The 26,936-nt window shown below is 64.2% G+C and carries 30 protein-coding genes; 14 read left to right on the top strand and 16 right to left on the bottom strand.

Going from position 1 to position 26,936, the window contains the following annotated elements; genetic code table 11:
- Nucleotides 1-32: 32 nt before the first annotated feature.
- Nucleotides 33-359 carry a nuclear transport factor 2 family protein gene (locus ACCQ12_RS00315; protein ID WP_372382642.1) on the bottom strand — a complete coding sequence of 109 codons (327 nt, stop codon included), beginning with the start codon at nucleotides 357-359 and terminating at the stop codon, nucleotides 33-35.
- Nucleotides 360-447: 88 nt separating this feature from the next.
- Between ACCQ12_RS00315 and ACCQ12_RS00320 the strand changes: the two genes are divergently transcribed.
- Together ACCQ12_RS00320 and ACCQ12_RS00325 are read left to right on the top strand one after the other, a co-directional pair.
- Nucleotides 448-792: a winged helix-turn-helix transcriptional regulator gene (locus tag ACCQ12_RS00320; protein WP_372382643.1), complete on the top strand. Its 345-nt coding sequence runs from the start codon at nucleotides 448-450 to the stop codon at nucleotides 790-792.
- A gap of 203 nt (nucleotides 793-995) precedes the next feature.
- Nucleotides 996-1,136 (top strand): hypothetical protein, encoded by a 141-nt coding sequence (locus tag ACCQ12_RS00325; protein WP_166744737.1) that lies wholly within the window; start codon nucleotides 996-998, stop codon nucleotides 1,134-1,136.
- A 551-nt stretch (nucleotides 1,137-1,687) separates the two neighbouring features.
- On the opposite strand, the gene ACCQ12_RS00330 is transcribed toward ACCQ12_RS00325, so the two are convergent.
- The 3 genes from ACCQ12_RS00330 to ACCQ12_RS00340 all read right to left on the bottom strand — a co-directional run bounded on the left by ACCQ12_RS00330 (nucleotide 1,688) and on the right by ACCQ12_RS00340 (nucleotide 4,641).
- Nucleotides 1,688-2,155: a hypothetical protein gene (locus ACCQ12_RS00330; RefSeq protein ID WP_372382644.1), complete on the bottom strand. Its 468-nt coding sequence runs from the start codon at nucleotides 2,153-2,155 to the stop codon at nucleotides 1,688-1,690.
- The gene (locus ACCQ12_RS00335) at nucleotides 2,155-3,045 is read right to left on the bottom strand and encodes a DUF4747 family protein (protein ID WP_372382645.1); all 891 of its coding nucleotides are present in this window, start codon (nucleotides 3,043-3,045) and stop codon (nucleotides 2,155-2,157) included. The genes ACCQ12_RS00330 and ACCQ12_RS00335 overlap by 1 nt, the downstream gene beginning before the upstream one ends.
- 1,374 nt (nucleotides 3,046-4,419) lie before the next feature.
- Nucleotides 4,420-4,641: an XAC0095 family protein gene (locus ACCQ12_RS00340; protein WP_372382646.1), complete on the bottom strand. Its 222-nt coding sequence runs from the start codon at nucleotides 4,639-4,641 to the stop codon at nucleotides 4,420-4,422.
- Between the two features lie 606 nt (nucleotides 4,642-5,247).
- Here ACCQ12_RS00340 and ACCQ12_RS00345 point away from each other — a divergent pair.
- On the top strand, nucleotides 5,248-5,601 hold the full coding sequence (locus ACCQ12_RS00345) for a SymE family type I addiction module toxin (RefSeq protein WP_123137633.1): 354 nt from the start codon (nucleotides 5,248-5,250) through the stop codon (nucleotides 5,599-5,601).
- A gap of 60 nt (nucleotides 5,602-5,661) precedes the next feature.
- On the top strand, nucleotides 5,662-6,399 hold the full coding sequence (locus ACCQ12_RS00350; protein WP_372382647.1) for an RNA polymerase sigma factor: 738 nt from the start codon (nucleotides 5,662-5,664) through the stop codon (nucleotides 6,397-6,399).
- Between the two features lie 216 nt (nucleotides 6,400-6,615).
- Here ACCQ12_RS00350 and ACCQ12_RS00355 read toward each other — a convergent pair whose 3' ends face one another.
- The 3 genes from ACCQ12_RS00355 to ACCQ12_RS00365 are packed head-to-tail and all read right to left on the bottom strand — an operon-like array spanning nucleotide 6,616 to nucleotide 8,141.
- Nucleotides 6,616-6,954: a VOC family protein gene (locus ACCQ12_RS00355; RefSeq protein ID WP_372382648.1), complete on the bottom strand. Its 339-nt coding sequence runs from the start codon at nucleotides 6,952-6,954 to the stop codon at nucleotides 6,616-6,618.
- 26 nt (nucleotides 6,955-6,980) lie between these two features.
- Complete coding sequence (locus ACCQ12_RS00360; protein ID WP_372382649.1) at nucleotides 6,981-7,724, bottom strand: SDR family NAD(P)-dependent oxidoreductase; 744 nt, start codon at nucleotides 7,722-7,724, stop codon at nucleotides 6,981-6,983.
- A gap of 18 nt (nucleotides 7,725-7,742) precedes the next feature.
- The gene (locus ACCQ12_RS00365) at nucleotides 7,743-8,141 is read right to left on the bottom strand and encodes a DoxX family protein (RefSeq protein ID WP_372382650.1); all 399 of its coding nucleotides are present in this window, start codon (nucleotides 8,139-8,141) and stop codon (nucleotides 7,743-7,745) included.
- Between the two features lie 93 nt (nucleotides 8,142-8,234).
- Between ACCQ12_RS00365 and ACCQ12_RS00370 the strand changes: the two genes are divergently transcribed.
- Nucleotides 8,235-8,612 carry a winged helix-turn-helix transcriptional regulator gene (locus ACCQ12_RS00370; RefSeq protein WP_372382651.1) on the top strand — a complete coding sequence of 126 codons (378 nt, stop codon included), beginning with the start codon at nucleotides 8,235-8,237 and terminating at the stop codon, nucleotides 8,610-8,612.
- 358 nt (nucleotides 8,613-8,970) lie between these two features.
- Here the strand turns inward: ACCQ12_RS00370 and ACCQ12_RS00375 are convergent, their stop codons facing one another.
- Both ACCQ12_RS00375 and ACCQ12_RS00380 read right to left on the bottom strand, forming a co-directional pair.
- Nucleotides 8,971-9,150, bottom strand: a complete 180-nt coding sequence (locus ACCQ12_RS00375; protein WP_047693228.1) for a CsbD family protein — start codon at nucleotides 9,148-9,150, stop codon at nucleotides 8,971-8,973.
- Between the two features lie 133 nt (nucleotides 9,151-9,283).
- Nucleotides 9,284-10,804 carry a helix-turn-helix transcriptional regulator gene (locus tag ACCQ12_RS00380; RefSeq protein ID WP_047693229.1) on the bottom strand — a complete coding sequence of 507 codons (1,521 nt, stop codon included), beginning with the start codon at nucleotides 10,802-10,804 and terminating at the stop codon, nucleotides 9,284-9,286.
- 163 nt (nucleotides 10,805-10,967) lie between these two features.
- Here ACCQ12_RS00380 and ACCQ12_RS00385 point away from each other — a divergent pair, with 163 nt between their 5' ends.
- Complete coding sequence (locus tag ACCQ12_RS00385; RefSeq protein WP_184384324.1) at nucleotides 10,968-11,936, top strand: hypothetical protein; 969 nt, start codon at nucleotides 10,968-10,970, stop codon at nucleotides 11,934-11,936.
- A 272-nt stretch (nucleotides 11,937-12,208) separates the two neighbouring features.
- Here the strand turns inward: ACCQ12_RS00385 and ACCQ12_RS00390 are convergent, their stop codons facing one another.
- From ACCQ12_RS00390 to ACCQ12_RS00410, 5 genes are all read right to left on the bottom strand, one after another.
- Complete coding sequence (locus tag ACCQ12_RS00390) at nucleotides 12,209-13,333, bottom strand: XVIPCD domain-containing protein (protein ID WP_372382652.1); 1,125 nt, start codon at nucleotides 13,331-13,333, stop codon at nucleotides 12,209-12,211.
- A 14-nt stretch (nucleotides 13,334-13,347) separates the two neighbouring features.
- Nucleotides 13,348-13,803, bottom strand: a complete 456-nt coding sequence (locus ACCQ12_RS00395; RefSeq protein ID WP_372382653.1) for a hypothetical protein — start codon at nucleotides 13,801-13,803, stop codon at nucleotides 13,348-13,350.
- Between the two features lie 124 nt (nucleotides 13,804-13,927).
- On the bottom strand, nucleotides 13,928-15,091 hold the full coding sequence (locus ACCQ12_RS00400; protein ID WP_372382654.1) for an HDOD domain-containing protein: 1,164 nt from the start codon (nucleotides 15,089-15,091) through the stop codon (nucleotides 13,928-13,930).
- Nucleotides 15,092-16,022: 931 nt separating this feature from the next.
- A complete protein-coding gene (locus ACCQ12_RS00405) occupies nucleotides 16,023-16,334 on the bottom strand; it encodes a protealysin inhibitor emfourin (protein WP_047693239.1) in 312 nt (103 codons plus the stop codon).
- Nucleotides 16,335-16,797: 463 nt separating this feature from the next.
- Entirely contained in the window at nucleotides 16,798-17,454 is a 657-nt protein-coding gene (locus tag ACCQ12_RS00410; RefSeq protein WP_166749918.1) for an SDR family oxidoreductase, read from the bottom strand.
- A 485-nt stretch (nucleotides 17,455-17,939) separates the two neighbouring features.
- Between ACCQ12_RS00410 and ACCQ12_RS00415 the strand changes: the two genes are divergently transcribed.
- From ACCQ12_RS00415 to proP, 6 genes are all read left to right on the top strand, one after another.
- On the top strand, nucleotides 17,940-18,380 hold the full coding sequence (locus ACCQ12_RS00415; protein WP_372382655.1) for an NUDIX hydrolase: 441 nt from the start codon (nucleotides 17,940-17,942) through the stop codon (nucleotides 18,378-18,380).
- A gap of 352 nt (nucleotides 18,381-18,732) precedes the next feature.
- Nucleotides 18,733-19,773 (top strand): AI-2E family transporter, encoded by a 1,041-nt coding sequence (locus tag ACCQ12_RS00420; RefSeq protein ID WP_372382656.1) that lies wholly within the window; start codon nucleotides 18,733-18,735, stop codon nucleotides 19,771-19,773.
- A gap of 249 nt (nucleotides 19,774-20,022) precedes the next feature.
- The gene (locus ACCQ12_RS00425; protein WP_184388369.1) at nucleotides 20,023-21,168 is read left to right on the top strand and encodes an alpha/beta hydrolase; all 1,146 of its coding nucleotides are present in this window, start codon (nucleotides 20,023-20,025) and stop codon (nucleotides 21,166-21,168) included.
- Between the two features lie 95 nt (nucleotides 21,169-21,263).
- On the top strand, nucleotides 21,264-21,662 hold the full coding sequence (locus ACCQ12_RS00430) for a host attachment family protein (protein ID WP_039406470.1): 399 nt from the start codon (nucleotides 21,264-21,266) through the stop codon (nucleotides 21,660-21,662).
- Between the two features lie 153 nt (nucleotides 21,663-21,815).
- Nucleotides 21,816-22,145 (top strand): thioredoxin family protein, encoded by a 330-nt coding sequence (locus ACCQ12_RS00435; protein ID WP_123137600.1) that lies wholly within the window; start codon nucleotides 21,816-21,818, stop codon nucleotides 22,143-22,145.
- A 405-nt stretch (nucleotides 22,146-22,550) separates the two neighbouring features.
- Entirely contained in the window at nucleotides 22,551-24,041 is a 1,491-nt protein-coding gene (gene proP, locus ACCQ12_RS00440) for a glycine betaine/L-proline transporter ProP (RefSeq protein WP_039564697.1), read from the top strand.
- Nucleotides 24,042-24,056: 15 nt separating this feature from the next.
- Here proP and ACCQ12_RS00445 read toward each other — a convergent pair whose 3' ends face one another.
- Nucleotides 24,057-24,512, bottom strand: coding sequence for an SRPBCC family protein (locus ACCQ12_RS00445; RefSeq protein ID WP_047693288.1), 456 nt, complete (start codon nucleotides 24,510-24,512; stop codon nucleotides 24,057-24,059).
- 145 nt (nucleotides 24,513-24,657) lie between these two features.
- Here ACCQ12_RS00445 and ACCQ12_RS00450 point away from each other — a divergent pair, with 145 nt between their 5' ends.
- Complete coding sequence (locus ACCQ12_RS00450; protein ID WP_372382657.1) at nucleotides 24,658-25,476, top strand: EcsC family protein; 819 nt, start codon at nucleotides 24,658-24,660, stop codon at nucleotides 25,474-25,476.
- An 81-nt stretch (nucleotides 25,477-25,557) separates the two neighbouring features.
- On the opposite strand, the gene ACCQ12_RS00455 is transcribed toward ACCQ12_RS00450, so the two are convergent.
- Nucleotides 25,558-25,914 carry a hypothetical protein gene (locus ACCQ12_RS00455; RefSeq protein ID WP_147423602.1) on the bottom strand — a complete coding sequence of 119 codons (357 nt, stop codon included), beginning with the start codon at nucleotides 25,912-25,914 and terminating at the stop codon, nucleotides 25,558-25,560.
- 174 nt (nucleotides 25,915-26,088) lie between these two features.
- Between ACCQ12_RS00455 and ACCQ12_RS00460 the strand changes: the two genes are divergently transcribed.
- Entirely contained in the window at nucleotides 26,089-26,724 is a 636-nt protein-coding gene (locus tag ACCQ12_RS00460; RefSeq protein WP_372382658.1) for a DUF938 domain-containing protein, read from the top strand.
- Nucleotides 26,725-26,936: the final 212 nt, after the last annotated feature.

Raw genomic sequence — 26,936 nt, forward strand, 5'->3', positions numbered from 1 at the left:
GCAGCGCACCCATGCAAGACGAACGCGACCGCTCAGTGGATCTCCAGTGCCGCAATCATGCCGTCCACCAGGCGGAACACATGCTCCAGCTGCAGCGGGCTCTGCGGGAATGCGCCCGACACCTCTGCGGTGACATGCAATGCATCGCCCTGCGCGCGCGCCTCCTGCGGCACTGCACGGTACGGCGTAGTGGCCTGGGTGTGCGCCAACCAGGCCGTAATTGCAGCTGCGCCCTGATACTGACGGTCTTCATCACGCACCACCGCATCGGTGGTCAGGTAAGGCAGCAGCACCGCCGCATCGCCTTGATTGCTGGCAGTAAAAAAGCAGGCAACTGCATCCGGCAGGGCAGGGGTCATGGCGTGGGCTCCAGTGCAAACGGGTATGCCATCATCGGGAGCGGCATCACCGCCCGCAAGAACGCACGCAAAGGTAAGTCACGCACCCATGGGAAAGCCGCACACCCCAGACACCGCCGCCTGCGATGTCGAAGCCCTGCTCAAACGCATCGAAGGCCGCTGGAAACTGGTGCTGCTGTTTCACCTGTTCGACGGCCAGGTACAGCGTTATTCCGATCTGGAACGCCTGGTCCCCGGCATCTCGCAAAAGATGCTGGCCCAGCAACTACGCCAGCTCGAACGCGACGGCCTGGTGCTCCGCACCGTCTACCCCCAGGTACCGCCGCAGGTGGATTACCGGCTGACGCCATGGGGGCAGGCGCTGTGCCCTGCGTTGGATGCTGTGCTTGCGTGGGGCGAAGCGCGGGAACGGTTGACCGAACTGCCGGAGTAGTAATCGCGCGAGCATACTGCTGTCGTATGTCGCCTTTAAAAAGGGGGGACAGCACTGCGAATGTCGCCAACTAATTGGCCCAGACAACCCACCGGCGGTCTTGCAGTATCTGCCCTCTCGCGCGCTGCAGCCAGACTTGTGCGGCCAACTTAATCGGCCTAGCGTCGTCTCGCCACCATCCGGGTGGCGAGGAGGTCACACGCATGGCGACCAACGAGAAAACCGGCCCCAAGGCGGCAAAGGCGGCTAGCAAGGTCCTGAAAAGCGGCAGCACCGGCAAAGACTCCAAAACAGCGGCCGCGTCTGCTTTAAGCCAAGCGCCGGACAAGAAAAAGAAGAAGTAATTAAGCGAACACGGCAATAAATAAGCGAGCATTGCAGTAAATTGATGGAGGCGCTCGACCAAGCACGAGCGCCTCTTACTCAAGTTTCGGCGCGCGCAGTCAAATTCGACGACACCGCTGGCACAAAATGCTGGGTCCTCCGCTGGCAAAATACCTATATAACGCTAGGTGCAGGTTGGACTGGGAGGGCATGAATGGGAAGCAGATGGCAAAGTTCCGAGTCTACGGCTGTGCACCCATTATCCTGGCTCCTTTGGCTCACTGTTTCTGGAAGTATTGGATTTCGATGTGCTCGAACACTTGCTGAGTGTTAGTTGCCGGCCGTTATCCGCTCACTCGGTGTATCGAAGATGCGGCTGTCGGTGTTATTCAGTTGCTCCACCTTATTGCGAATCTATCAATGCATAGCATGGGTCTGAATGTTAATGCACGCCTAATCACATGCTTGCGTCCAGCTGGATTGGCTCCAGACTTGGCGACTGCGGGTCGACGCAAAACTTAGAAGGCAGTGGGTCCTGAGCAAGATTTAGGGTCCGCTTACTGTCTGGTTGCTAGCCATATTTAGTCAGGATCTCTGGAACTTTCTGGCTAGCCAGTGTAAGCAGAGCGGCAGTCGCTCCTGAAATTAAAGTGGATGAAAAATAAAGAAGAGCTATCATTTCAGGTGAAGATTTTTTTGCGAAAATCCATGTGAGGATGGCTGTTGCAGAGCAGAGAATACTGATAATAAGAGCTAGGTAAATCCTTCCCACCAAAAGCGGATAATGTGGCCACTCATATAGCTTTTTGTTCAATTCTTTATCGGCAGGGGCGCGAATTTCTTTTGAGGTCTTTATGCTCCAGGCTGTGAAAGCTGTAGGAAGTACTATGATATATTTCCAAACTTCGCTATCAAGCATGTGTGTCCCCGCCAAAATAAATAAGTGCGGCTGATATACGTACGTGGCGAATACAACCAGGCCGGACAAAAGTTCTGGTGCGGTTATAAGGGCAATAATGATGTTTCGAAAATTATTCATCAGCCATGCTCCATATAGCGGTCGGCCCTGATCTGCTCGAGGATGCGGTTTGCTATCTCATAAAGGTCATTTGCCTGCGGATCTCTGTCGAAGTCGAAGTTTACATTGGTCTCCGACGTTCTGATAATTACAGTGTCCTGCCCAGATTTACCTTTTATGCTCCCTTCACCATAGCCATCCACAGCCATAAGAATTGCGGCATCTCCAAGCGGTACTGACTCATCTGAGCTAACTTGTGGATAGTCCGAGTTAACGTGGATATTTGATGCAAGGTCGGGAAGTATTGAGTTCAGTGAGCTGCCGGAGCGGGCGTCTTCCAACAAATTTAGCCTATCGGCATTTCTCGCTATTAAGTAGTCTTTAAGGCTTTCCCATAGTGGACCGAATAGCGGATTAGGAGGCGAGACAGTCACCTTAATTTTGTAAATGCAGTCGAGCGAAGCAATGCGGATTGCAAATTCTCTTAGGTCTGCTATCAAAGATATATCGCAATCTACGAAAAATCCATCAAGAGAATTTTCTATAATCTTACAGAAAATTCGAGAGAATGTTTTTTGGTCGATGCGAGGTGCATTTGATAAAAAAGCAATTCCCGAGTGTTCAGGGATATAGATGAATGGAGCAGAGGCGACAAGGAGGTTTGGCTCTATTTGGGTCCCGGTCGAAAGAGTATGAGGCAACACAACGTCAACTTTTCCTTCGGGCAAATATCGCGCCAAGCGACCAAAGATGTATTTATTGGCCTCCCCTATTTTTATGTCCACTAGGGCCCAAGTGCCCCTTTTAGACTCTAAAATTGAAGGATTAGATAATGCGCTCAACAGCCTGTCTTGGTTGAGCTCCCCTAGCTTCAGAACCCTGCCGACGTAATAAGTTCCATTCTTTGCCAATTTCAATTCCTATGGGGTGTGCTTTCTAAAAATAAGCAGGGTGTAGTACTACTGACTTAGTCAGTACTTATTGATAATGCTGCCGTTCTTCCGCAGCGATAGACATGTGCTCTAACCCGCTCCACTTTGCAGCTGCGTCATCGGTGCCCGCAAAAGAATAGGCACGGCTGGACAGTCGCTGCCATATCTATGCCAGGCGACGCGAAAATGGAATCTGACGAGGCAGCCTCTCCTTGTCGGTGCGCTTTATTCCGCAGAATAACTTTCTCGATGTCCTGCGATAGTGGTCTGCCTGAATGCGGATGGCTGCAGTGTCGCTTGCAATTGAGCAGACTTGCATAACGCGCCATCATCTTGTACATGCGCTGCACCGACTGAATATATCTACTGATTGACGTGTCAGTAGCCGAGCACATGCTTTTTGCATTTGCCGTAAAAATTTTTGTAGCCATGCAGACTGCTGCTTGCCGAGCGATACGCTTCGCGCGACTTTGTAGTTCCTATCCATGGTGTTCCCCCTGTACAGCCCGATATTAGCTCAAGCACTTCGTTGGTGGGTGGTTCAGTGCGCTTGAAGTGGCACGCACATGCGTTGGATCACAAAATAAGGCGGGCGGTTGTAAGGAGTTTTCTTACAAGGCCGCCCAAAATCATAAGCACGTTGTCCACCTGCTCATCCAACTGCTTCAAAAAAATGCGCCCAATGCTACAGCGGAATTGCTGGTGGAACTCAGCGTGCGTTCGTGACCCGAGCGCGGTTTCAAAGGCGGGGTGTAGTAAAAGTTGGTCGTGCACACGCAGCACTTGTATTGCGTGCATTGCGGCGATTGGTGAGGCAAAGTGAAGCGACGCCCGATGGGTAGCAGGGTTGCTCTGCATGAAGTCTTTTGATTGTATGCGCGGCGGAAATGTGTCGCCGCTCTCGAATAAAGGGGGGGGGTAGAGACACTTATCTGACCTGCTCTCTGGTAGTGAACAACGGGGTCAGGTTTACTTATCCAATCCGATGACCCTGCTATCAACCCGCAGCGTCCGATACCTGCTTCCATCCAATCGCTAGCAGTTGAAGTAAGGGTGTCGCGTGCCATCGAGTTGTACGGCTGCCGCGCTCACGCGATGTCCTTGTTCGTTGCTTTGCCGGTGGTTGAAGCGTATGCCTTGTGCATGCGCGCCCGTTGCACGCACGCGTCTACGCACAACGCTGACGTTGCCAGTACGATGCAACGCGCGATGGTGGTGTTCCTGCCCGTGGCATTCCGCCTATACGCACTGATCCTAGTCTGAGCGTTGTGCACGAGTTTGAATCAGGTAGTTTGGTGATCGCTGCACGCTTGGCGTCTCACATGGCGCCTTGCTTGCACCTAAGGAGGCGCACTACCCAGCAGCGCCCAAGTCGCCCAGCACATCCTCCACCTGTTCAGCCAACTGCTGCAGGCAATGCGCCCACTGCTGTAGTGGAATGGCCGGCATGCCCATTGCGCCTTCGTCGCGCGAACGCGGTGTGGCCAGGGTTGCGAGCAGGCGCAGTTGGTCGCGTACGCGTAGCAGGTGGTATTGCGTGCCTTCGGACATCCAGTAGCCGGGTTCATCGTGCATGCCGCTCTCCTTGCCGTGAGGCAGCTCCCGCTGCACAACGCAGCGGGATGCCGGGAGGCTAGAAACCGCACACAGCCGGCGGGCTTATTCCCCTTGCGGGTGTTGTATTCGCCGCCCTCCCGGCGTAGGAACGCCGAGCAGTGCCAAGCCATATGGCCGAGCACAAAAAACCCACCAAAAACTCGGAGGTGGGTACCGCTGTGTGGGGAGTTTCTAGGCTCCGGCTGGAAGTGTGCGGGTGGCGCAGGGCAGGGTCAAGCTGAGGTGACTGTCCGAGTGCGGAGAAACCGCCTGCATAAAGGAATTTTTGGCTAAGTGCAGCACTGCGAATGAGTCGCTGCAACCAGTTGACACACCACCCAACGCGTAGCAATCTCGCTGCAAGGAGCCTAGAAACTCCTCACACAGCGGCACCCACCTCCGTCAGACCGGTGGGTTTTTTGTGCCTGTAGTTTTTTGCAGGCGTAACCGGCGTGACACTTGCGTCGGAAAGTGGCTAATGCGCTTCCCTTTGGGAAGAACGCCTGCCGTCTGTGTGCGGTTTCTAGCCTCCCGACATCCCGTCGCGTCGTGCGACGGAGCTTGTTCGTCAAGGAGGGCTTTACCATGCGTCGATCCACGTCCAGTCCCAAGCCATCGCGCAAGCGCGCCACGGTGCCGCCGCCTACCGAAGTTGTCTGGCGCTCGCTGGATCCTTCGATCCCCCCGCGGCGCTACCTCGAGCGTACGCCCATCCCCGAACCCCGCGCCGAACCCCGCACACCACGGCGGCCCGGCCGGCCGCGTGCGCCGCAGCAGTGCACCGTTGGCTATGGGTACTATCCCGACAGTCACCAGCGCATTCCCACCCTGCGCCTGCGCGGCCGCTGGCTGGAACAATTGGGCTTTGCCGTCGGCAGCAAGCTGCACATCCGCCAGCGCGATGGCGAGCTGGTCATCAGTGTCGTAGACCCACATTGATCACGCCGCAGCGCATGCGCGCACCGCATGTGCCCGGCCCGTTGCTGGAGACGTCGCATGATGAATGAGGGCATGACCGGCGCGTCGCGTGCAGACCGCCATGGTGTCATCGGCCAGGTGGTCGCGGCACGCGCGCACGCCGCAAGCGCGGTGCCGGGTGAGCGCTACGGCAGCCGCCCGTGGCGCCACCGCAGCGCCTACGCCATGCGCGAGCTGCCGGCCCGCGCGCCCGCGGCGGGTATCTACGCGCTTGGCCGCGTCACCACACGCTGGCACGTGCGCGAGGAGCGCGCGCCGGCCAGGGAACGCTTCGACCAGGCGGTGGTGCAGCTGCAGGCGGAGCTACTCACCTACATGCGGCGGCGCCTGCGCGACCCGCATACCGCCGCCGACCTTGCCCAGGAAACGCTGTTGCGCCTGCTGGCCTACCGCAACACGCCAGACATCCACAGCTACAAGCTGCTGCTGTACCGCATTGCCCACAACGTGGTGCTGGAGCACTGGCGCACGCGCCACCGCAGGCACGCTGCCCGCCACGTGCCGCTGGAGGACAGCGAACCGCTTGCCGCCGCCGGCACGGCGGTGGACCAGCTGGTGGACGCCCGCCGCACTCTGCAGCACCTGCACACCCACACGCTGCCCGCGCTGCCGCCCAAGTGCCGGCAGGCCTTCATGCTCAACCGCTTCGACGGCCTCAGCTACCCCGAGGTGGCGGCGGTGATGGGCATCTCGGTCAAGATGGTGGAAAAACACATCAGCCGTGCGCTGTCCGCCTGCCGCGCGGCTGTGGGTGAGTGATGCCGGCACACTGCGCCGCCGACCATTGGGGCGCATTCCGCCGTGCGGTGGTACCACGCAGTGACGCCTGTCAGGCGTGAGGAAACAGACGCCAAGGCACCGCCGCTGACAGCGCCGGCGAGATGGAACCTGCGGCACTCTCCGCCAACGCATCGCGCAGTGGATCGGTGCTGCCGCTGGCGCTGCCGTTCGGCATGGCGTCTAGCCGCCGGCGCGCTATTGGGCGATGAGATCGAAGGTGTTGCCATCCGGGTCGGTGAGGGTCGCGTAGCGGATTTGCGGCAATGCAACGGTCTGCACCAGCGTTGCCCCAAGCGCAACCAGGCGCTCGGTTTCGCTGTCCAGATCAGGCGTCCTCAGATCGACATGGACGCGGTTGCGTTGGGTCGGCACGGGGTCGATCTTTCGAAACTGGAACAACGGCAGGTCCGGCGACGCGGCCAGCTGCACCACCGTGCCGTAGTCGTTGGCAACGACGGTCTTCAGGGCGCGTGACCACCAGGCGGCCAGTGCCTGCGGGTGGGCGGTGTCGATGGTGACTGCGTGGATCTTCATGCAGGTGTCCTTGTCATGGGGTTCGGTCAGCGGGCGCTGTCGATGAGGGAGCCGCCGTCGGGCGTGAGGCTCGACCCGGTAATGAACTGGCTGTCGGCGCTGGCCAGAAACAGCACGACCGGGGCAATGTCTTCTTCCGGCGAGCCGTAGCGGCCCAGCGGATTGGTGGGCGCCGGGACGTTGGCCTCCGGCCCCCACGTTTGCGCAACCGGCAGGATGGTGTTCACCGTGATCTTGTCCGCGCCCCATTCGCGGGCGGCAGTCCGGGTGAGGGCACGGATGGCTTCCTTGGCCATGTTGTAGGGGCCGTAGCCCGCCATCCCGACCACGCCGGCCATCGAGCCGAAATTGATGATGCGGCCGGCGCCGCTTGCCTTGAGGTGGGGGTAGGCCGCCTGCATCGCGCGCAGGTATGCCACAGGGCCAAGATCAAGGTTGCGCTGCAACTGCTCCACCGACAGTTCAAGGATCGAGGAGAACGGCACGCTCGGGTCGAAGGCGTTGTTGACCAGGATGTCGATGCCGCCGTAGGTGGCGGCCACCGTGTCGATGGCTGCGGTGAGCTGAGCGGCCTCGCCGATGTCGCAGACACTGCCAAGTGCCGTGCCGCCCGCAGCAGTGATGTCGGCAACGACTGCATCCACGTTTGCGGGGGTGCGCGAGAGCACGGCGACCTTTGCGCCTTCTGCGGCGAACAGCTTGGCGGTTGCCCGGCCAATACCGCGTCCTGCACCGGTGACGATGGCCACCTTACCGTTGAGTCGGGACATGATGTTCTCCTTCGGGGATCAGGGTGTGCTCAGGGGTGCCGCGACGACCGCGGCATACGGTGATGCGGGGTGGCGTGCGGCGTTCTGGGTAGTGAACGAGGCCACCAGCCCCAGTGCCGCCGGAATGGCCCCCTTGGGGGTGCGCGCGCTCAGATGGGCCATGCCGGACAAGAGCAGGTGATAGAACATGCCGGCGTAGGCCAGCTCGCTCAGCACGAGGTTGACGCGCGACAGGATCACCAGTGGGCCGAGCAGTTTGATGGCGATCATGAAAGGCACCAGCAGCGGCGCCGAATACCCCAGCGCTGCCTGCGCCTTGCGCACGACATCGCCTTTTGCCAGATACACGGCGGCAGAGGTCAGATAGAGCGCCGACAGCAATGCGGTGCTGATCCAGTAGGTGTAGAGGGTATTCATGGGGTTCTGCCGTGCGACAGGTGGTTGCCAGGTGCGCGCAGAATGTCGTCTAAGATGACGCTTGAAAAGTAGGATGAATATCAGGCGCTTAGTATGAAAAAGCAGACCAATGCAGCGGGCGCAATCAATATGCACGAAGAAATGCGCCGTGCCTTTGCACTGTTGTCGGGTAAATGGAAACTGGAAATCATGTGGCTGCTCAATCAGCGGGTGTATCGCTTTGGCGAGTTACGCAAGGCGATTCCCACCATTACCCAGCACATGCTCACCGCGCAGTTGCGCGAGCTGGAAGCCGATGGCCTGGTGTCGCGCACCGTGTATGCCGAAGTGCCGCCACGCGTTGAGTACGCAATCACGCCAAAGGCGCGTGGGCTCGGGCCGACGATGGAGGCGCTGGCGGCATGGTGGCAGGAACACGGCACCACCATTGCCAAGCGCCCGACCACACGCGGGCGCAAGCCGCGCGCTTAGGGGTTGCTGGACGGAGCGGCTGCTGTTTACCTTGGCTGCTCGCTGTTTCCATGCAGCTGCACCCGCCCCTCATCCGGCCCTGCGGGCCACCTTCTCCCCCGTGGGGAGAAGGGAAGTGCCCGACATGGATAGTGTGAAAAACCAACGCCCCGACTTGATCGGGGCGTTGGTATGTCCTTATAGCGGTATCGCAGCTGCCATCTACCGCAGACGATTCCCGCTAAAAGGGCTTCCAGTCAGTGGCAGCCTCACCATGCGTTTGCTCAGCAGCAGTGCCGGACATGGGACCGTAGCGGTAACCGTTTGCACGCTTACAACAACGCGCTTAATTACACCACGCGTTCCTGGGGCGCAGCGCTTACTTGGAAGCGTCGCGCACCTTGTCGGCTACTTCGCCGGCCTTGGCCTGCACCTTGCCGACATTCTTTTCGGCAGCGCCTTCCAGCTCGGTGCTCTTGTCGCCGGTGACGCGGCCGATGGCTTCCTTGACCGAGCCCTTGACCTGCTTGGCGGTACCTTCGATACGGTTCTTATCCATGGGATGTCTCTCGTAAGTTGGGGAACCGGTCCAGTCTGTGCGGGCCGGTGTGAGCATGGTGTGCGCTTGCGCCCGGATGCCCCAGTTGCGAATGCACTAAGCGCGCTAGTGCATTCGTGCCAGCCACACGCAGTTACTTCTTGCGCGTGGCGGGTTTGGCGCTGCGGCCGGCAAAACCGCGTTCGCGGGCCCATACGATGGCTTCGCCGCGGCTGTGCACGTCGATCTTGGAATACAGCGCCGCCACATGATTGCGTACCGTATTGGGCGAAACCCCAAGTTCCTGTGCGATTTCCTTGTCGGCCAGGCCTTCGGCGATGAGCCCGAGCACGTCGCGCTCGCGGCCGGTGAGTTCGGCAATGCCGCAGCCGGTGGTCTGGCTGGGGCGGTTGGCGCGGCGCACGTTGGCGAGCTTTTCCAGCAGGGTCTGGCTGAACCACGAGGCATCCTGCATCACCGCTTCGATGGCGGTGACCAGTTCCATCTCGGTGCGTTTGCGGTCGGTGATGTCCATCAGCGACAGCAGGTAGCACTGCACGCCGTGGATGCTCACTGTTTCTGCGGAAATCAGGCAGTCGAGCTGTTCGCCGTCCTTGCGTGCAATGGCGTATTCCACATTGAGCATGCTGCCGCTTTCCTGCAACGCGCGATAGAACTGCTGATACGCCTGGCGGCTGGGAAACAGGCCGATTTCATCGATGGGCCGGCCGACGATATCTTCGGTGGCGTACTGGGTGATCTGCGACACCGCGTCGTTGATTTCCACGATCTGCAAGGTTTCGGCATTGCACATCAGCGTAGGCACCGGCGTGATGCGAAATGCCTTGGCAAACCGTTCCTCGCTCTGGCGCAGCGCCACTTCGGCGCGCCGGCGCGGTTCCAGGTCCATGAAGGTAAACAGCATGCAGGCTTCTTCGCCGATTTCAATCGGCTGGCCTGCCACCACCACCAGTTTGGTGGTGCCGTCGGGCAGGCTGAGCTCGGCCTGCATCTGCGGAATGGTGGCGCCCTCATTGAGCCGCTCCAGCGCCAGCTCGCGGCGGTCGGCCATTTCCATCACATCCACTTCGAACACGCTCTTGCCCACCACCGCTTCGCGCGTGTAGCCGGTCATTTCCAAAAAGCCCTGGTTGGCCTTGATATAGCGCTTGTCCTCGAGCCGGCAGATGCAGGCCGGCGCGGGATTGGCGTTGAAGGTGCGTTCGAAGCGCTGCTCGGCGCTGGCCCAATCGCTGGCATCGGCCACGATCAGCACCAGGCAATCCGGTTGGCCTTGCGCGTCGGTGAGCACCAGGCTGCGTACGCGGTGCACCCATTGCGCGTCGGTGTCTGCGCGAAACACCTCCACCACCACGTCGTTGAAGACCTCGCCGGCGATGACGCGGTCGATGGGGTAGTTGCCGGCGCTCAGGCGATGGTTGTTGCGGTAACGCAGCTGGAAACGCGCGCGGTAGTCGCTCACCGTGGCGCCCAGATCCGCCACTTCGGTTGCACCATGCATCGCCAAGGCGGCTTCGTTCGCCCAGGTGATCGACTGGTCTGGCTCGATCAGGATCACCCCTTCGCTCAGGCCGGTGATGATCTGCTGCAACTGGCGGCGATTGGTGGAACTGGGCGGGCTGCTTGGCGGCGCCGCTTCACTGGCTGACGACATGGGTTTACCTCAGGCAAACGACGGCGATGAAAACCAACAGTGGCGGCACACGGTAGCGGCTGCCTGACGCGAATGCACTAGCCGTCCTGGTGCATTCGGCTCAGGCAGCGCGGGGGCGCGGCTTACACACTGGCCGCCCTTTCCAACCGCAGTGAGACATTCCATGGCACAGGTCGTCCGCCATTCCTCGCTGGCCCCCAGGATGTCCTGGGGCGCCGTGCTCGCCGGCTGCACGTTCGCGCTGGTGACCTATCTGACGCTGAGCGTGCTGGGCACCGCCATCGGCGCATCCACCATCGACCCGCTGCGTGAGGCCAACCCGGTCAGCGGGCTGGGCACCGGCGCCGGCATCTGGCTGGCGTTGAGCACCTTGATCTCGATCGCGGTGGGCGCGTTTGTCGCCGGCCGCCTGGCCACCGTGCGTGGCGGCCTGCACGGCTTGCTCAGCTGGGCAGTGACCTCGCTGATCACTACCTGGCTGGTGGCCGCACTGGCCAGCAGCGCGGTGGGCGCGGTGTCGGGTGTGGTCGGCAAGGGCCTGTCGCTGACCGGCCAGGGCATCGCCGCTGCCGCCCCGGCGCTGGGCAATGGCGTGCAGGAAGAACTGAAGCAGCAGGGCATCGAACTGGATTGGGGCGACCTGCGCGGCCAGCTGGACACCGTGCTGCGCCAGACCGGCAAGGCCGAGCTGGATCCCGAGCGTCTGAAGAACCAGGCCGAACACGTGAGCAACGACGGCAAGGCCACCGCCAGCGACGTAGCGCAGACCCCGCAAGCGGCGTCGGATGAACTGGCCGCCTGGTTCGACCGCGTGCGCGCCCAGGCCAAGCCGGCCATCGATGCCGCCGACCGCGATGCGTTGGTCAACCTGATTGTGGCGCGCACCGGTAAATCGCGCGCAGAGGCCGAGCAGATTGCCGACAACTATGCGCAGAGCTACCAGAAGGCGGTGGCGCAGTACGAAGCGCTCAAGCGCACTGCCGAGCAGAAGGCCCGCCAGGCCGGTGATGCGGCGGCCCGTGGTGTCTCGCGCGCTGCCTGGAGCACCCTGGTGTTGCTGCTGCTGGGCGCCGGCATCGCCTTCGCCGCCGGTCGCGCCGGCCGCCGCACCGACCCCGTGTTGGAGGTGTAAGCCACTGCGGTAACGGCGACGGTGGGGACCGTCGCCGCTGCGCGGAGGTGATCGTCAACGCGCCATGCGCCACGTTCGCAAGGAGTGGGACCTGAGCAAGGCACTGGGGCAACCCTTCCCGGTGATGGATACCGGGACTCGCTCGGCACCGGGCCATTCTGGGGTGGCCCGGTGTTCTTTTATCCGGGAGTTATGCACTTGCAGGTATGCAGTGCGTGCGCTTGCTTCGAGCAGCTTTTAGGACGTGCGCTAGCCATCGGCCACTCTGGATGCTAAACGCGCTGCGCCTTCACCTGCTCATCGTGTTGCTGCGTAACAGGTTGCTGGCATTGCAAGGCCAGCGTGCGCTGTTCCATCAGCGCCAGCTCCCGAAACGAGGCGTCGACCGGCGTAGCGATCGCCTGCGCTGCGGGCATCTGCGCACGCAGGTGCGCCGGGTCGCTGAGTTCACCCTGGACGATGAAGACATGCTGTGCCTGATTGGCGTGTTTGCCTTGCTCGCTCAGCATCACATGGTCGACGCGCTGCAGGCCATTGGCCACCGCCAGATTGGTCAGGCTCGCCGTCATGCAAGCGGTCTTCTCATTGGACTCGGTTCCGACCTGATTGCCCAGCGCTGCGACGCCTGCTCGGCATTGTTGATGCAGCGCGTAACGGGGATGGCCAGGCTGGTCCGGCGTCGGCGCATTGTCTGTTGGGCCAGCCGCCCCGAAGAAGCCAGATGTACGCGGCGCCGCAGGCACAACCGCGGGTGTCTGCAGAGATGGCTGGATGGCCTCTTTGGGTGACAGACCATGCTGTCCTACGTTTACCTGATCACTCCAGGCAAGCTTTCCCTCATGATCCATGAGGATCAACTTGCCTTCTTTCAGTGCGTCACCTACCAGCTGCGCAAGCTGCTCTTTGGACGCGCCGGGGTGGGCTGCGGCGATACCTCTACCGACCTGGTTGTTGTACAGATCCATCGCCTCGCGGTTTGCAGGATTACCCGGCATTCCTTCGTGCGCGGTGGCAAACGACTGCGCCCATTCGTTGCCGAATTCCTTGGCGAGTAGCGCATTCCAGTAGGTATGGCGAAAGGCATCGCGGTGCCCGTCATTGAATTGCCACTCTGTGGCGCGCTCCTTTGGAATATCGTCGGGCACCGGTTGGTCCGGGACATGCCGCTTGCTCTCGCGAAACGCAAGGTCTTGGGTTTCTTTGAGTTCTGACAGTCCCTGGAGGCCCCTGCTCCAGGTCATCTCGTCTATGAGCTTTCCTTCGGTCCTGGTGATCTTGATCGAAGGCGAAAACGGGATATCCACCATCCCCGCCAATCGGGGGTGATAGTGAATCACCTGGTCGTCTTGCACCTGGAACTGGCTACGAATCCGATCCAAATCAGGTTTGTCCGACATCCTTGTGCTCCTGGTTAACCTTGGACGGTGTGGCGGCTGATGACTTTCCCGTCCTGGTATTGAATATCGTACTCCTGTGTATCGCCTGCGAAGGGTGAGATGCCAAGGTAGTACGCATCCGTCGAGGTGGTTTCACCCTTCTCGGTGTAGTCAGGCTGACCCAACAGCGCAATAACGTCTTCCCTGCGCATCCCCACATGGATGACCTGTTCTAGCGCTTCCGTCATGTAAATGCGCTTGTTCTCTTCAAGGCCGACGCCGCGTTGCGATTTCCACACGGTTGCATCGAAGTCTTGTGTCGTTTGCATGGTGCACGCCGTCAATGGTGTGAGGAATAAAAGGACCGCGAGCGCAATAACGCGCGCCGATTGGACATGCGTGTGCGGTGAGTGCATTTTCCATCCAAGATGTTTGGCAAATGCCAGCCCGTGGAGGTTGCCAGATGCATCGTCAGGATTCCATTCGCGCATTTCGATCGCTCACAGGCCGTGGGTCGCAGCAGAGTGGGAATGCGCAGGGCGGTTGGTCGATACGCAACTGAATCGGCAGATGCTGGCTGTTTCGGTAAAGCCGCTACAGCTGCATCGCAGCAACTCACTCCACGCTCGCAGCCACCAACCGTTGCCAGAGTGCGGCGTTGGCGTCGCTGTCCGGTTCCAGGGTGGCCAGGACGTCGAGGGCATGGTCTTCGTGCTCGGCGCCGTGGCGGGCGAGCATGGCCAGCGCGGCGGCGAGGCGGCCGTAACGCAGGGCGCGGCCCAACGGGCTGGCGAGCAGGGTGGGGTCGTGCTCGGGGCGTTGTTCGTCCAGGGCGGTGCCCAGCGCTGCCGGCAGGTCCCAGGTGGTGGCGATGGTCTTGGCCACCGCCGCGGTGTGGCGTTCGACCAGGGCGGCGGCGATCTCCAGGTTGTAGGGCAGGCCCGGGCGCTCGGCGTAGGTATCGCGCAGCACCCGCAGGATCACCACCGCGCCCAGGCCCTGCAGCAGGCCGGCCAACTGTGCCGACAAGGTGTCCCCGCCGCGTTCGCGCACGTAGGCGGCCGCGGCGGCGGCGGTGCGCAGGGCGTAGTCCCACACCGCTGCGGGCAGGCGCGCGTGGAGGCCACCGTCCAGGCTCAGCACCGGCTGCATGACGGCCGCGGCAACGAGCTGGCGCACGCCTTCGGTGCCGATGTGCACCACTGCCCGTTCCAGGCTTTCCAGCGGGCCGCCCTGCGGGCGATACAGCGCGCTGTTGGCGATGCGCAGCAGGTTGGCGGCCAATGCCGGGTCTTGCGCGATGATGGCGGCAATGCCGCGGCCGGACGCGTCGGGGTCGTTGACCGCACGCATCAACTGCGGCAACAGATGTGGGCGACGCGGCAACAACTGCGGACGCAGATCGACATGCGCCAGTGCGTGGCCGACGGCCTCCAGCACCGCCAACTGGGCGGGGTCGCCGGGCAGGCTGGCATCGGCCAGCGACGGGTTGGCCATCACTGCGGCATACATGCGCCGCAGCAGCGGCCGCATCGGTGGCGGGTCGGTTGGTGAGGGTTGCGCCACGCCGTGCGTTGGCTGCGGCACGGGGGCGGTCTGGCTGGGAGGTGCCACGGCGGGTGTGGCGGCCGCCGTTGCATTGGCCGGCCGCGTGGTTGGCGCGTCCGGGGCAGCCGGCGCGGGCGCGCGTTGGCGCATGTGCATCCACACCAGGGCACCGACGATCATCGCGACAGCGATCAGTCCGGCAGCAAGCAGCACCACGGTCACAAGCATCATAGGCAGTCGTTTGATCAGTGCTGCGACTATCGGCGATGGCGGGCATGGCGGCAATGCGCAGCGCGGCCACCGGGCGCGCTGCGCAACGGCGGCGCTTGCCAGCGGCGCTGGCGACGCACGGCCTGCCGCGCCGCTGGCGTACCGGTGCAGGCAGGCGCTGCATTGCACCGGGCATGGTGCATGCCGTTGCCGTGGGGCACTGACACAGCGCGTGGCGCCGACGTTTGGTTACCCGCACCCGCACCCGCACCCGCACCCGCACCCGCACCCGCACCCGCGGCGCGTGCGTTGTCTGGAGTGTCGGCATCGCCGGCGCGTGCCCGCGTGGCCGAACAACAGCCCGTTGGCCGCGCGCGGCAGTGGTGGATCGCGTGGCGGTCGACATGCCGCGCTGGCGTTTAGCGTGCGTGCAGGCAGTCACCGCTGCCTGCACTGCTGCGCGGCCGCCGCAATTGCACGCGCGGTCAAGCGCTGCAAGGCACGCGTATTTTTGACCGCAGTGCAGCAATGAGCGAGGTGTCTTCAAGCTGACCGCGGCACTGCACGTGGCGCTAACGCACCGCCCCCCACCATGCGTCACCAGCTGTGCAGTTCTAGAGCATCTAGGCAGCTTAAAGGGTGCAGGCATCCGCAGTTGGACCACCTTCGACAGACACCGTGCAGCGTGCGGTGTCTGTTTTTATTTGTGCAGCCGTGCATGACGCGGCATGCCGCAGGAACCGATCGGCGCAGGCGCCGACCCACGCCACCGTGGTGTGCGGTGGTGACAACAGGAGCCTCCCACCGGCCGTACGACGCGCGATGGAAGATGCCCTGGGCCGAGCCGGCGCGCGACCCCGGGGCACAGGGTCGATGGAACGCCTTACCCCGGCACGGCGTGGCAGACCACCAATCGGCGCCAGACACCGCGCGCCTTGCTGCGGTCGCCGGATTACAGGATGCCCTGCTTCCACAACCGCACGATGCTGGCCGGGGCGTGTTCTTCGGGAATCCGCAGCGGCTCGCTGGCGCCGTCCCAGACGATGCTGAAATAGCGGCGGTCGCCACCACCTGCCTGCGGGCGCGGCAAGGCGTGCTCCAGACATTGGTCCAGCAGCGTGCGCAGCTGCTGCCGCTGGGCTTCGTCCATCTCATCCATCACCAACCGGCGCTCGCGGCGCATGGCCGGGAAGGCGGCCACGCCGCCCTCGCGGGCAAGCCGCAGGGTGACGCCTGCGTCCACCGGTGGGCGTTGTGGGCTCATGCGCGCACGCCCACTGCGTGCCAGGCCTGCTGCACCGCACGCGCTTGGGGGCTGTCAGTGCTATCGGCAGTGGCAGCAGTACCTTCGTCGCGTATCAGCGTACCGGTCACGGTGCTGCCTTGCCGGGCATCGGAGACCCACCGTTGCACCGCAGGGGTGGCCCGGCGCCTTGGCGCCGCTGCCACGTCGGGCGGCGCCAGCGGGCCCAGCACATGGTGCTGGCGCCGCGTTGCGGTGACCTGATGCGACAACAGCGCAGAGCGACGGGCGTGTCGGCGCTCTGCTGGGCCCCACGGTCGGGCAGGTAGGGCGGCAGGACGCCGGCACGGCGCGGCGAGACGAACGCGGACATAAGCGACCTCCACAGTCAGCAGCGTCCGCGACTATGCGCGGGCCGGCTTTAGGAAATCGTTAGCCCGCCCCGGCCTGGAACGCGTACACCGGGTGGCGCCATGCCCGGCGTTCAGTCCAGCTGCGACAGCGCCTGCTGGATCGGGGTCTGCCCGTCGATGAACCCCACCGTCTTGCCGATGCTGGCCGGGGTGGCGAGTGCGGCGGCGATCACCTGGGCCACGTTGGCGCGCGACGCACCGCCGTCGGCGTCGCTGCCGGGGTCGCGGGTGATGCGGCCGGAGGGTGGGTCCTGGGTGAGCCGGCCGGGGCCCAGCACCGTCCAGTCCAATGCGGTGCTGCGCAGATGCGCGTCGGCCGCGGCCTTGGCTTGCGCATAGGCGAAGAACCCGTCGTCCGGGCCGATGCCGTGTTCCAGCCCGGCCCCCAGATACGACACCATCACATAGCGCCGCACGCGAGCCTGCTCGGCCGCGTGCATCGAGCGGATCGCCGCATCGCGGTCCACGGCATAGGTGCGCGCTGCATCGCCGCCGCCGGCACCGGCCGACCACACCACCGCGTCATGCCCGGCCAGCTGCGCGGCGATGGCCGCGGTGTCCGCATGTTCGATGTCGAACACCACTGGCGTGGCGCCATCGGCGATGACATCGCCTTCGTGCTCGGGGTTGCGGAACACCGCAGTCACCTGATGCCCGCCACGCACCAGCAGCGGCGTGAGCAAACGCGCGACCTTGCCATGACCGCCGATCACCAGAATACGGGACATATCACCTCCAACAGTGCGCGCCGCACCGGCGCGGAAGGGCGTCATCCTCGCCAACGCGGCGCTAAGGCGGTGTTATCGACGTGCCAACAGATGTCGGTGATTGAACGCCCACCTACGACGCCATCAGGCAATGTCGAGTGGCGAGAACGGCAGCTGCAGATCTTCGCCGGCACGTGCCGGTGCGATTGCAGTCCGACGACGCGGTATGCGGCTGCGCTCGCAACGCAACGCCGGCGATGTGAACTGCGCCGCAAGCGTATCCACACCCATGCCACCTCCCACGTGGCACGGGCGGCATGGCCATGCCGCGTCTGGCAGTGCAGTTCGTCGCGCGTGATCCGCAACGCACCGCATGCCGGCAGGTGCACTTCGACCACCAGGCACGCACCGCGCCCAAAAGCTCGCCGCGCTGCGCATATCGCTGTACCGCGCTGACCATATCGGCAACATCTGTGACACTAGCCGGCCTTGTTGCGAGATGCGCCATGCCCACTTCCGATCTACGTCCACGCGTTGGCTGTGGCGCCTTCATCCAGCGTGCCGATGGCCGCCTGCTGCTGGTGTTGCGCGGGCGCGCGCCGGAGCAGGGGCACTGGGGGCTGCCCGGCGGCAAGGTGGACTGGATGGAGACCGTGGAAGCCACCGTGGTGCGCGAGGTGCTGGAAGAAACCGGCCTGCAGGTGCACCCGCAGCGCGTGCTGTGCGTGGTTAGCCACTTCGAGCCGGACATGGACCCGCCGCAGCACTGGGTGGCGCCGGTGTATCTGGCCAGCATCGATGGCAGCGAACAGGCGCAGTTGCGCGAGCCGCAGGTGCTGCTGGACATCGGCTGGTTTGCGCTCGATGCGCTGCCCACGCCGCTGACCCGCTCGGCGGTGCAGGCGGTGCGGCAGGTGCGGGCCGAGCAGGCTGCGCCGGTCGGCTGAGTAGCGTTGCCGCAGCGGGATGCTAGCCAGACTTGGCGCAAGGCTGGGGCGGAATCGGGAATCGGGAATCGGGAATCGGGAATCGGGAATCGAAGAGCGGCTTGCGACTCAGGCATTGCGATGCGGCGCGGCTGGCGGGTGTTGGCATCACCCAAGATAGGCGCTGCCTGGCGCCAGCGTGCCGCATTGGCCCAACGTGTCATCCGGTCACAGCGCGCGGCATATCCACGCGCCGACGCTGTGGCGCAGCCGGCGTGGTGCGTTCAAACAGCGCCGCTACTGCACGGTGTGGCGACACGTTCTTCTCGCTGGCTTCGCTAGGCTCCGGGCTTGTTTTTGCAGTGAGTGGCCCATGCCTTCTTCCGACCTTCGCGCCTTTGCCGTCCGTGTGATCATCGTGCTGGCCCTGGTGGCGTGCGCGTGGATGCTGTGGACGTTGTCGGACCTGTTGCTGATGGTCTTCGGTGCGATCCTGGTGGCGGTGTTGCTGCGGGCATTGGCCAGCTGGGTGACGCGCCACACGCGCGTGTCGGACGGGTGGGCGCTGGCCCTGGTGGTGGTGGTGCTGACGGTGGGATTTATCGCACTGCTGTGGCTGTTCGGCTCGCAGCTGGCCTCGGAAGTGGGAGCCTTGCAACGCACGTTGCCGCAGGCGTGGACGCGCTTTCACGATTGGGTGGCGGCCGGGCCCCTGGGGCCGACACTGGAAGAACTCACGCGCCAGGCGCCGGCACGTGTGTCCAACCTGGCCCCACGCGCCGGTGCGTTTGCGCTCAGCATCACCGGCGGTGTGGCCAACCTGTTCCTGGTGCTGGCCGGCGCGGTGTATCTGGCCGCGCAGCCGCAGCTGTACCGGCGCGGGGTCTTGCTGCTGCTGCCGGCGCACGCACGCGCCACCACCGACGAGGCACTGCAGGCCAGCGGCACCGCGCTGCGGCTGTGGTTGCGCGGCCAGCTGATGGCGATGGCGGTGGTGGGCGTGCTCACCGGGCTGGGGCTGTGGGCATTGGGCATCCCCGGTGCGTTGGCGCTGGGCATCGTTGCCGGCCTGCTGGATTTCGTGCCGATCGTCGGGCCGATCGTGGCGGCGATTCCGGCCATCCTGCTCGGGTTTACGGTCAGCCCGCAGATGGCGCTGGCCACTGCGGGCCTGTTCGTGGTGGTGCAGCAGATCGAAGGCAACCTGTTGCTGCCGCTGATCCAGCAACGCACGGTGGATCTGCCGCCGGTGCTGCTGCTGTTTTCGCTGTTCGGCATCGGCATCCTGCTGGGGCCGGCCGGCGTGTTGCTGGCCGCGCCGCTGACGGTGGTGGCGTTTGTGCTGGTCAAGCGCCTGTATGTGCAGGAGGCGCTCGGCACGCCAACCTCCATTCCCGGGCAAACACCGCACTGAACGGCGCACGCCGGCCGCAGGGTGCACGCCCAACGCAGGCCGCTGAGCGAGCGGCCTGACGGCATTGCTGGACACCGCGTGTGGCTCGCCTGGCAAACGCGCTGCAAGGCTATCCCGTCTGCCGGGCGCGTATGGGCGTGCAGCCACCACCGCAGCGGGCCGCCGTGGCAACGCCGACAGATCCGGCACAGTGCCGCCCCATGCCCCACCGGTATGCTCGACGGCTGATCACGCCTGGGAGGGCATTGCATGACACGACCGTGCTGGACGACACGTGGGTTGATGGCGCTGATCGGCGCCGCCTGTGCACTGAGTGCCACCGCCGCAGAACGCGCGGCGACGTCGGCGGCCCCGGCGGCGGAGGGTACGCGCCAGGTGGCGCCCTTCGCCTTGCCGGTGTCCGAGTACCTCAGCCCGGCCGCGCGTGCGCATGTACAGGCCGAGGTGGCGCGTGCGGACCCCCTGGCCAAGGCCGACAACGCCACCTTGCTGCAGCAGCTGCCGCGCATTCGCGCCGATACCGAGCGCTGGGCCGAAGGCGTGGTTGCGCAGCTGCGCACGCGCTATGCGGTGGAGGTGACGCGCGAGCGCTGGAACGAGGTGCCGGTGTTGCGGGTGGAGCCACGCACACGCACGCCCGAACAGGCCCGGCGCCTGCTGATCGAGCTGCATGGCGGCGGATTCATCATGGGCAGTGCGCAATCGTTCGGGTTGATGGAAGCCATCCCGGTGGCGGCGATGACCGGCATGACGGTCATCGCGGTGGATTACCGGATGGGCCCGGAGCACCGCTTCCCGGCGGCCAGCGAAGATGTGGCCGCGGTGTATCGCGCCGCGCTCCAGCGCTATGCGCCCGAGCGTATCGGCCTGTTCGGCTGCTCGGCCGGCGGTGTGCTCACCGGTGAGTCGCTGGCGTGGTTTGCCAAGGAGCGCCTGCCGATGCCGGCGGCAGCGGGCATGTTCTGCGCGGCCGGCGATGCGCGCTATCGGGGCGATTCGCGCTATGTGGCCGCCGCAGTCAACGATGCCTTGTTGCCCGACGCGGCGGGGCAGTTGCCGATCATGGAAGACCTGTACTACGGCGAGGGCGTGGACTTCCACGACCCATTGGTGTCGCCGGTGTTCTCCGATGCAGTGTTGCGGCAGTTCCCGCCCACCTTGCTGATCACCGCCACACGCGCGGCAGAGCTGAGCACGGCCGCTTACACGCACTCGCGCTTGATCGACCTGGGGCGCGAATCGGACCTGCATGTCTGGGACGGCCTGGGCCACGGGTTCCATTTCACCGAGACCTTGCCGGAAAGCCAGCAGGCACTGCGCGTGATGGCGCGCTTTTTCAGCCGCCATCTGGGGTTGCCGCCGCCGCCATTGGCAGCGCCACTAACGCCGCGCTGACGCCGGCTAGGCACCTTGCTTACATCTGCTGACCTAGGTTGAGGCCGACTGGGTGCGGCACACGCCGCACCGATCATCGAAACAGGAGAAATCGGATGAGTCTGCAAATTCCTCAGGGTGCTTTGGTAGTGGTGGCCGACGGCGGCGAAGCGCGTTGGTTCACCAATACCGGCAACGAAGCCAAGGTCGTGCTGCGCCAGCACGCGCGCACCGACGTGCAGAACGTCGACGACGATGGCCCGGCCGGCAAGGCACCGCAGGATCTCACCGAGGCAGACCTGGACGAGATGACGTTTGCCAAGCAGCTGTCCAAGGCCTTGAACGATGGGGCATTGAAGCAGGAGTACACGCACCTGGTGCTGGTGGCCGACCCGACCACGCTGGGCCGCGTGCGCCCCCTGCTGCACAAGGAAACCCAGCAGCGGCTGGTTGGCGACCTAGCCAAGGACCTGACCAACCTGCCGCTGGAAGACATCCAGCGCGCGCTGTCGTAAGCGTCAGGCGCAGCGCCGGTGGCGCATACGCACGCCGCCGGCGCCCGGCACCTGATGTACGCCGCGTACACTCCGGTACCCGGGCGCCGGTACGTTACAGGTGCGCCTGCGCGCAATGCTGTGTTCTCACTCAGCGTCACGGAGACAGTGCAGATGGGGTTTGTTCGCGACTACGCCACGCAGGCACCGGAGCGCAGCGACATCGATGCGCATCGCGGTGTGCAGGTGCTGGAATTCGGTACCGATTGGTGCGGGCATTGCATTGCCGCACAACCGCTGCTGCAGAAACTGCTGGGTGGCTATGAGGCGATCGAGTACCGCAAGGTCGAAGATGGAAAAGGGCGCCCGCTGGGCCGCTCGTTCCGCGTCAAGCTCTGGCCCACCGTGATCCTGTTGCGCGATGGCGAGGAAGTCGCCCGCGCGGTCCGCCCGCAAACGCGCGAGGACCTGCAGCCGCTGTTGTCGGCACTCGATCTCGGCTGATTGCTGGCCTCGGCTAACTGCCGTAGGAGCGCACCCAGGCGCGAAGGGCATTACCGATACCGCCGTCGCGCCCGGGTGCGCTCCTACAGGCGCGTGCGTAGTGGTGTGCGTGTGGACCGTCTGCAAAACCCCGCAAAAACGCCCTAAATCCAGCGCCATATGCAGTCGCGTCTGCAGCGATCTGCACGCTGGTGTAACATGGCGCACTGATCAAGCCCTTGGGCATACGCCCATCTCGTTGGTCATCTGTCCCGCAGCGCCGCTGAGTTGACGCGGCCGTCCGGGAATGCCTCCGGCCACTCCAGTGCATGTGCCTGTGCCGTGTATGCGTGATGTGCCGTGTCCTGTGCAGGTGCCGGGACGTGCGGGTAGCGGTGGCCGCAAGCCAGTCTGGAGACCAAGCTCATGCACGACACGCGCGCGATCCGTTCGCATTTCGGTTGGTTCAAACGCCGCCGCCAGCTGCACCTCGACGAGGTCACCGTGGTGGACCGCAGCATGCTGCGCAGGGCGGTCGGCGCCGCCGCGCTGGGCAATGCGATGGAGTGGTTCGACTTCGGCGTGTACGGCTACCTGGCGGTGACGCTGGGCCAGGTGTTCTTTCCGGCGAGCAATCCCACGGCGCAGCTGATCGCCACCTTTGCCACCTTCACCGTCGCGTTTCTGGTGCGGCCAATCGGGGGCATGGTGTTCGGCCCGCTGGGCGACCGTTACGGGCGGCAGAAGGTGCTGGCGGCCACGATGATCCTGATGGCGCTGGGTACCTTCAGCATCGGCCTGATTCCGTCCTACGACCGCATCGGCCTGTGGGCACCGGCCCTGCTGTTGCTGGCGCGGTTGCTGCAGGGGTTTTCCACCGGCGGCGAATACGGCGGCGCGGCGACCTTCATTGCCGAATACGCCACCGACCGTAACCGCGGCCTGATGGGCAGCTGGCTGGAATTCGGCACCTTGGGCGGTTATATCGCCGGCGCCGCCACCGTGACCGCATTGCACATGAGCGTGACCCCGGCGCAGATGCTGGACTGGGGCTGGCGCGTGCCGTTCCTCATCGCCGGGCCGCTGGGCCTGCTGGGCCTGTACATGCGCATGAAGCTGGAAGAAACCCCGGCCTTTCGCGCCTACACCGAGCAATCGGAACAGCGCGAGCGCGAAACCGCCGGCCAGGGCCTGATGACCTTGCTGCGCCTGCACTGGCCGCAGCTGCTCAAGTGCGTGGGGCTGGTGCTGGTGTTCAACGTCACCGACTACATGCTGCTGACCTACATGCCCAGCTACCTCAGCGTCACCATGGGCTATGCCGAGAGCAAGGGCCTGCTGCTGATCATCCTGGTCATGCTGGTGATGATGCCGCTCAATATCGTCGGCGGCCTGTTCAGCGACAAGCTGGGCCGGCGCCCGATGATCATCGGCGCCTGCATTGCATTGTTTGCGCTGGCCATCCCGTGCCTGTTGCTGATCGGCAGCGGCCACGATGGATTGATCTTCGCCGGGCTGATGCTGCTGGGCCTGGCGCTGGTGTGCTTCACCAGTTCGATGCCGTCCACGCTGCCGGCGCTGTTCTACACCCCGGTGCGCTACAGCGCCCTGTCGATCGCCTTCAACGTGTCGGTGTCGTTGTTCGGCGGGACCACGCCGCTGGTGACCGCCTGGCTGGTGGAACGCACCGGCGACCCGCTGGTGCCGGCGTATTACCTGATGGGCGCGGCGGCGGTCGGCCTGGTGACCATGCTGTTCGTGCGCGAGACCGCCGGCCTGCCGCTGCGGGGTTCGCCGCCGGCGGTGGCCAGCGATGCCGAAGCGCGCGCGTTGCTGCAGTCCGACAGCCCGGTGACGGTGGATGCGCAGTTGCCGGTGCCCGCGGCACCGTCGCTGGGCCAGCCGCGCACGGCCTAGCGGCACGGCGCGCGGTTAGCGCGCGGGGCTGCGGGGGTCGGGCACGTCTGGATAGGGGGTGCCTTCCCCGGTTTCGACGTAGCGCTTGAGGCTGCTGCCCAGGAAATACTGCCAGCCCTGCGAGCAGGCGTCGAAGCATGGCGACTCGCGGTACCCGGACTGCACGAACTCCACCCGCGTGCCCTGGCTGGTGGAGATCAGATCGAAGCGCATCACCGTGCCTTCCCAGGCCAGGGTGTCGAGCATGTTGGAGCGCTCGCAGTGCCAGCACACCAGCCGGTGGTCGGCGCCGTCGTCGATGCGCAGCTCCACCTGCCAGCCGTGCCCGCTCCAGTCCAGGCACACGCGGCCGTCCACCAGCCGCACCTCACGGGTCCACCAGCGGGCCAGCTGGGTGGGCTCGGACAGCGCGGCGGACACCACTTCCGGCGCGGCGGCAATCACGATGCTGTGGCGGATCTCACGGTTCATCTGGTGGGCATTGCCTGCGTGGACGCCGATGATCGCGCATTTTGCCGGCATCTGCAGCGGTAACCGAGTTTGCGCACGCCGCTCGTCCGACGCTCACGCGGGGCTGGGTACCATCGGCCCAGGCCCCTTACGAGCGAGAGCAGGCATGACAACGCTTCCGATACCGGTGATGGACGCTGCCGCGCAGCGCGACCTGGCCACCGCCCACGCCTTGCTGGAAAATCCCGGTGTGGCGGCGCAACTGGCCAACGCCCTGGGCGCGCCGATCGAGAGCCTGATCACCAAGCGGCTGCCCAAGATGGTGACCCGCAGCATCGACGGGGTGACCCGCCGCGCGCTGCAGGTGGCGATGAAGTCGGCGCTGCTGAGCCTGCGCGGCAAGACCGAGCCCCTGCAGCCGGCGTCCACCACGCGCCACACCATGGCGGTGGCGGTGGCCGGCGGCGCTGGCGGGTTTTTCGGCCTGCCGGGGTTGATGGTGGAGCTGCCGTTGACCACCACCGTGATGCTGCGCTCCATTGCCGACATCGCGCGTGCCGAAGGCGAATCGCTGCAGGACCCGGAGACCGCGCTGGCCTGCCTGGAAGTGCTGGCGCACGGCGGCCGCAACGTGGTGGATGACGGCGCCGAGTCGGGCTATTTCGCGGTGCGTGCAGCGATGGCCCAGCAGCTCAGCGCCGCCGCCCGCCACGTGGCCGCGCACGGTTTTGCCAGCAAGGGCGCACCGGCGCTGGTGTCGCTGGTCGCGCGCGTGGCTGCCAAGTTCTCGGTCAACGTGGGCGAAAAACTCGCCGTGCAGGCGGTGCCCCTGGTCGGCGCGGTCAGCGGTGCCACGCTCAACACCGTGTTCATGCGCCACTTCCAGGCGATGGCGCGCGGCCATTTCATCGTGCGCCGGCTGGAACGGCAGTTCGGCGAAGAGGCAGTGCGGCGCGCGTACGAGGCGTTGCCTGCGGCGCGGTGAGGTGTGGCGCGGTGGGATCGACCAGCTGGGCGTGCCTGGTCGATCCCATACCCATGGACACGATCTGTCGCCAGGCTTGAGTCAGATTGGCTGCGGCGTGCAGAGTGCCCGTGCGGTGGCAGAGCCGACAAATTGGTTGTTCGCGTCACTCACCATGACCGTGGCGTTGATGAAGGTACTGGTGCGTGGGCAGTAAAAAGAACAATCGGAACTGTTGGTGCAGTTTCTGGGAAAGATGGCGCCTGCAGTGTTGCTGAAACTCCAGGCGTATTTGAACGGCTGGGGGGACCCCGGGCTGTCTACTCCCGCCCAACAGTAATCGCTGCCTGTGCAATCAAGCAGTACCGTTGACGCTTGCGCGTGAGCGCTGGGCGCGGAGGCTAGGCTAGCAACAGCCAATAAAATACTTGCGGTGCAAAAAGTAACGGCCTTGTTCATGCAGATGTCCTCGTGAGTAGATCCCCCTCGCCGATAGTGGCGCGATGGGTAGCCAAGAGATGGGATGGATGTCCACATTTCGTCTACGAATCAGGGAAGAAAGCCTGATCGTCAAGCTGGTCACTTGACCTCGCATCTCGCCGCATAATTGGGACTTCAAAGGTCTTAAGCACGATGAATAAACCGTTCTCCCCCGCCTCCGCGCGCAACCGCGACCCGATTCTCCAGGTGCTGCAGCAGCACTTCGCCGACCGCCGGCACGTGCTGGAAATCGGTGCAGGCACCGGCCAGCACGCCGTGCACTTTGCCGCGGCGATGCCGTGGTTGCAGTGGCAGGCCAGCGACCATGCCGATCATTTGCCAGGCATGCAGCAGTGGCTGGAGGAGGCAGGGTTACCAAACACGCCGGCGCCGATTGCGCTGCAGGCCGTGCCGAGCCCGTCGCCCGGGCTCGCGCCATCCCCGCCATTGCCGGTGCTGCCGGATGGCGGGCATGGCTACGATGCGGTCTACAGCGCCAACACGCTGCACATCATGGGCTGGCCGCAGGTGCAGGCACTGTTCGCGGGCCTGCCGGCCGTGATGGCGCCGGATGCGGTGCTGGCGATCTACGGCCCGTTCAACCGCGATGGGCGATTCACCAGCGACAGCAATCGCGCCTTCGATGCGATGCTGCGCGAACGCGACCCCGCATCCGGTATTCGCGATGCCGAAGCGGTGGATGCGTTGGCAACGGCGGCCGGGTTGCAGTTGATCGACGACGTGGCATTGCCGGCGAACAACCATTGCCGGGTGTGGCGACGCGGGTAGCCTCCGCCGCGTCGGGAGTAGCGATGCAAAGCCCGGTCGATCTCCGAGCAAAGGCCATGCATCGGCGCCATGAACGCGTCACCGACACGCCAGGAAAGCCCCAGCCCCTCGCGGTGTCGTGCAGGCCTCGAGGTACTCGAACACACGACGCTGTCGACCACACGCTCCCTTCTCCCTCCGGGAGAAGGTGCCCGAAGGGCGGATGAGGGTTC

The sequence above is a fragment of the Xanthomonas sp. NCPPB 1068 genome, assembly GCF_041479385.2.
Lineage (GTDB): Bacteria > Pseudomonadota > Gammaproteobacteria > Xanthomonadales > Xanthomonadaceae > Xanthomonas > Xanthomonas cannabis.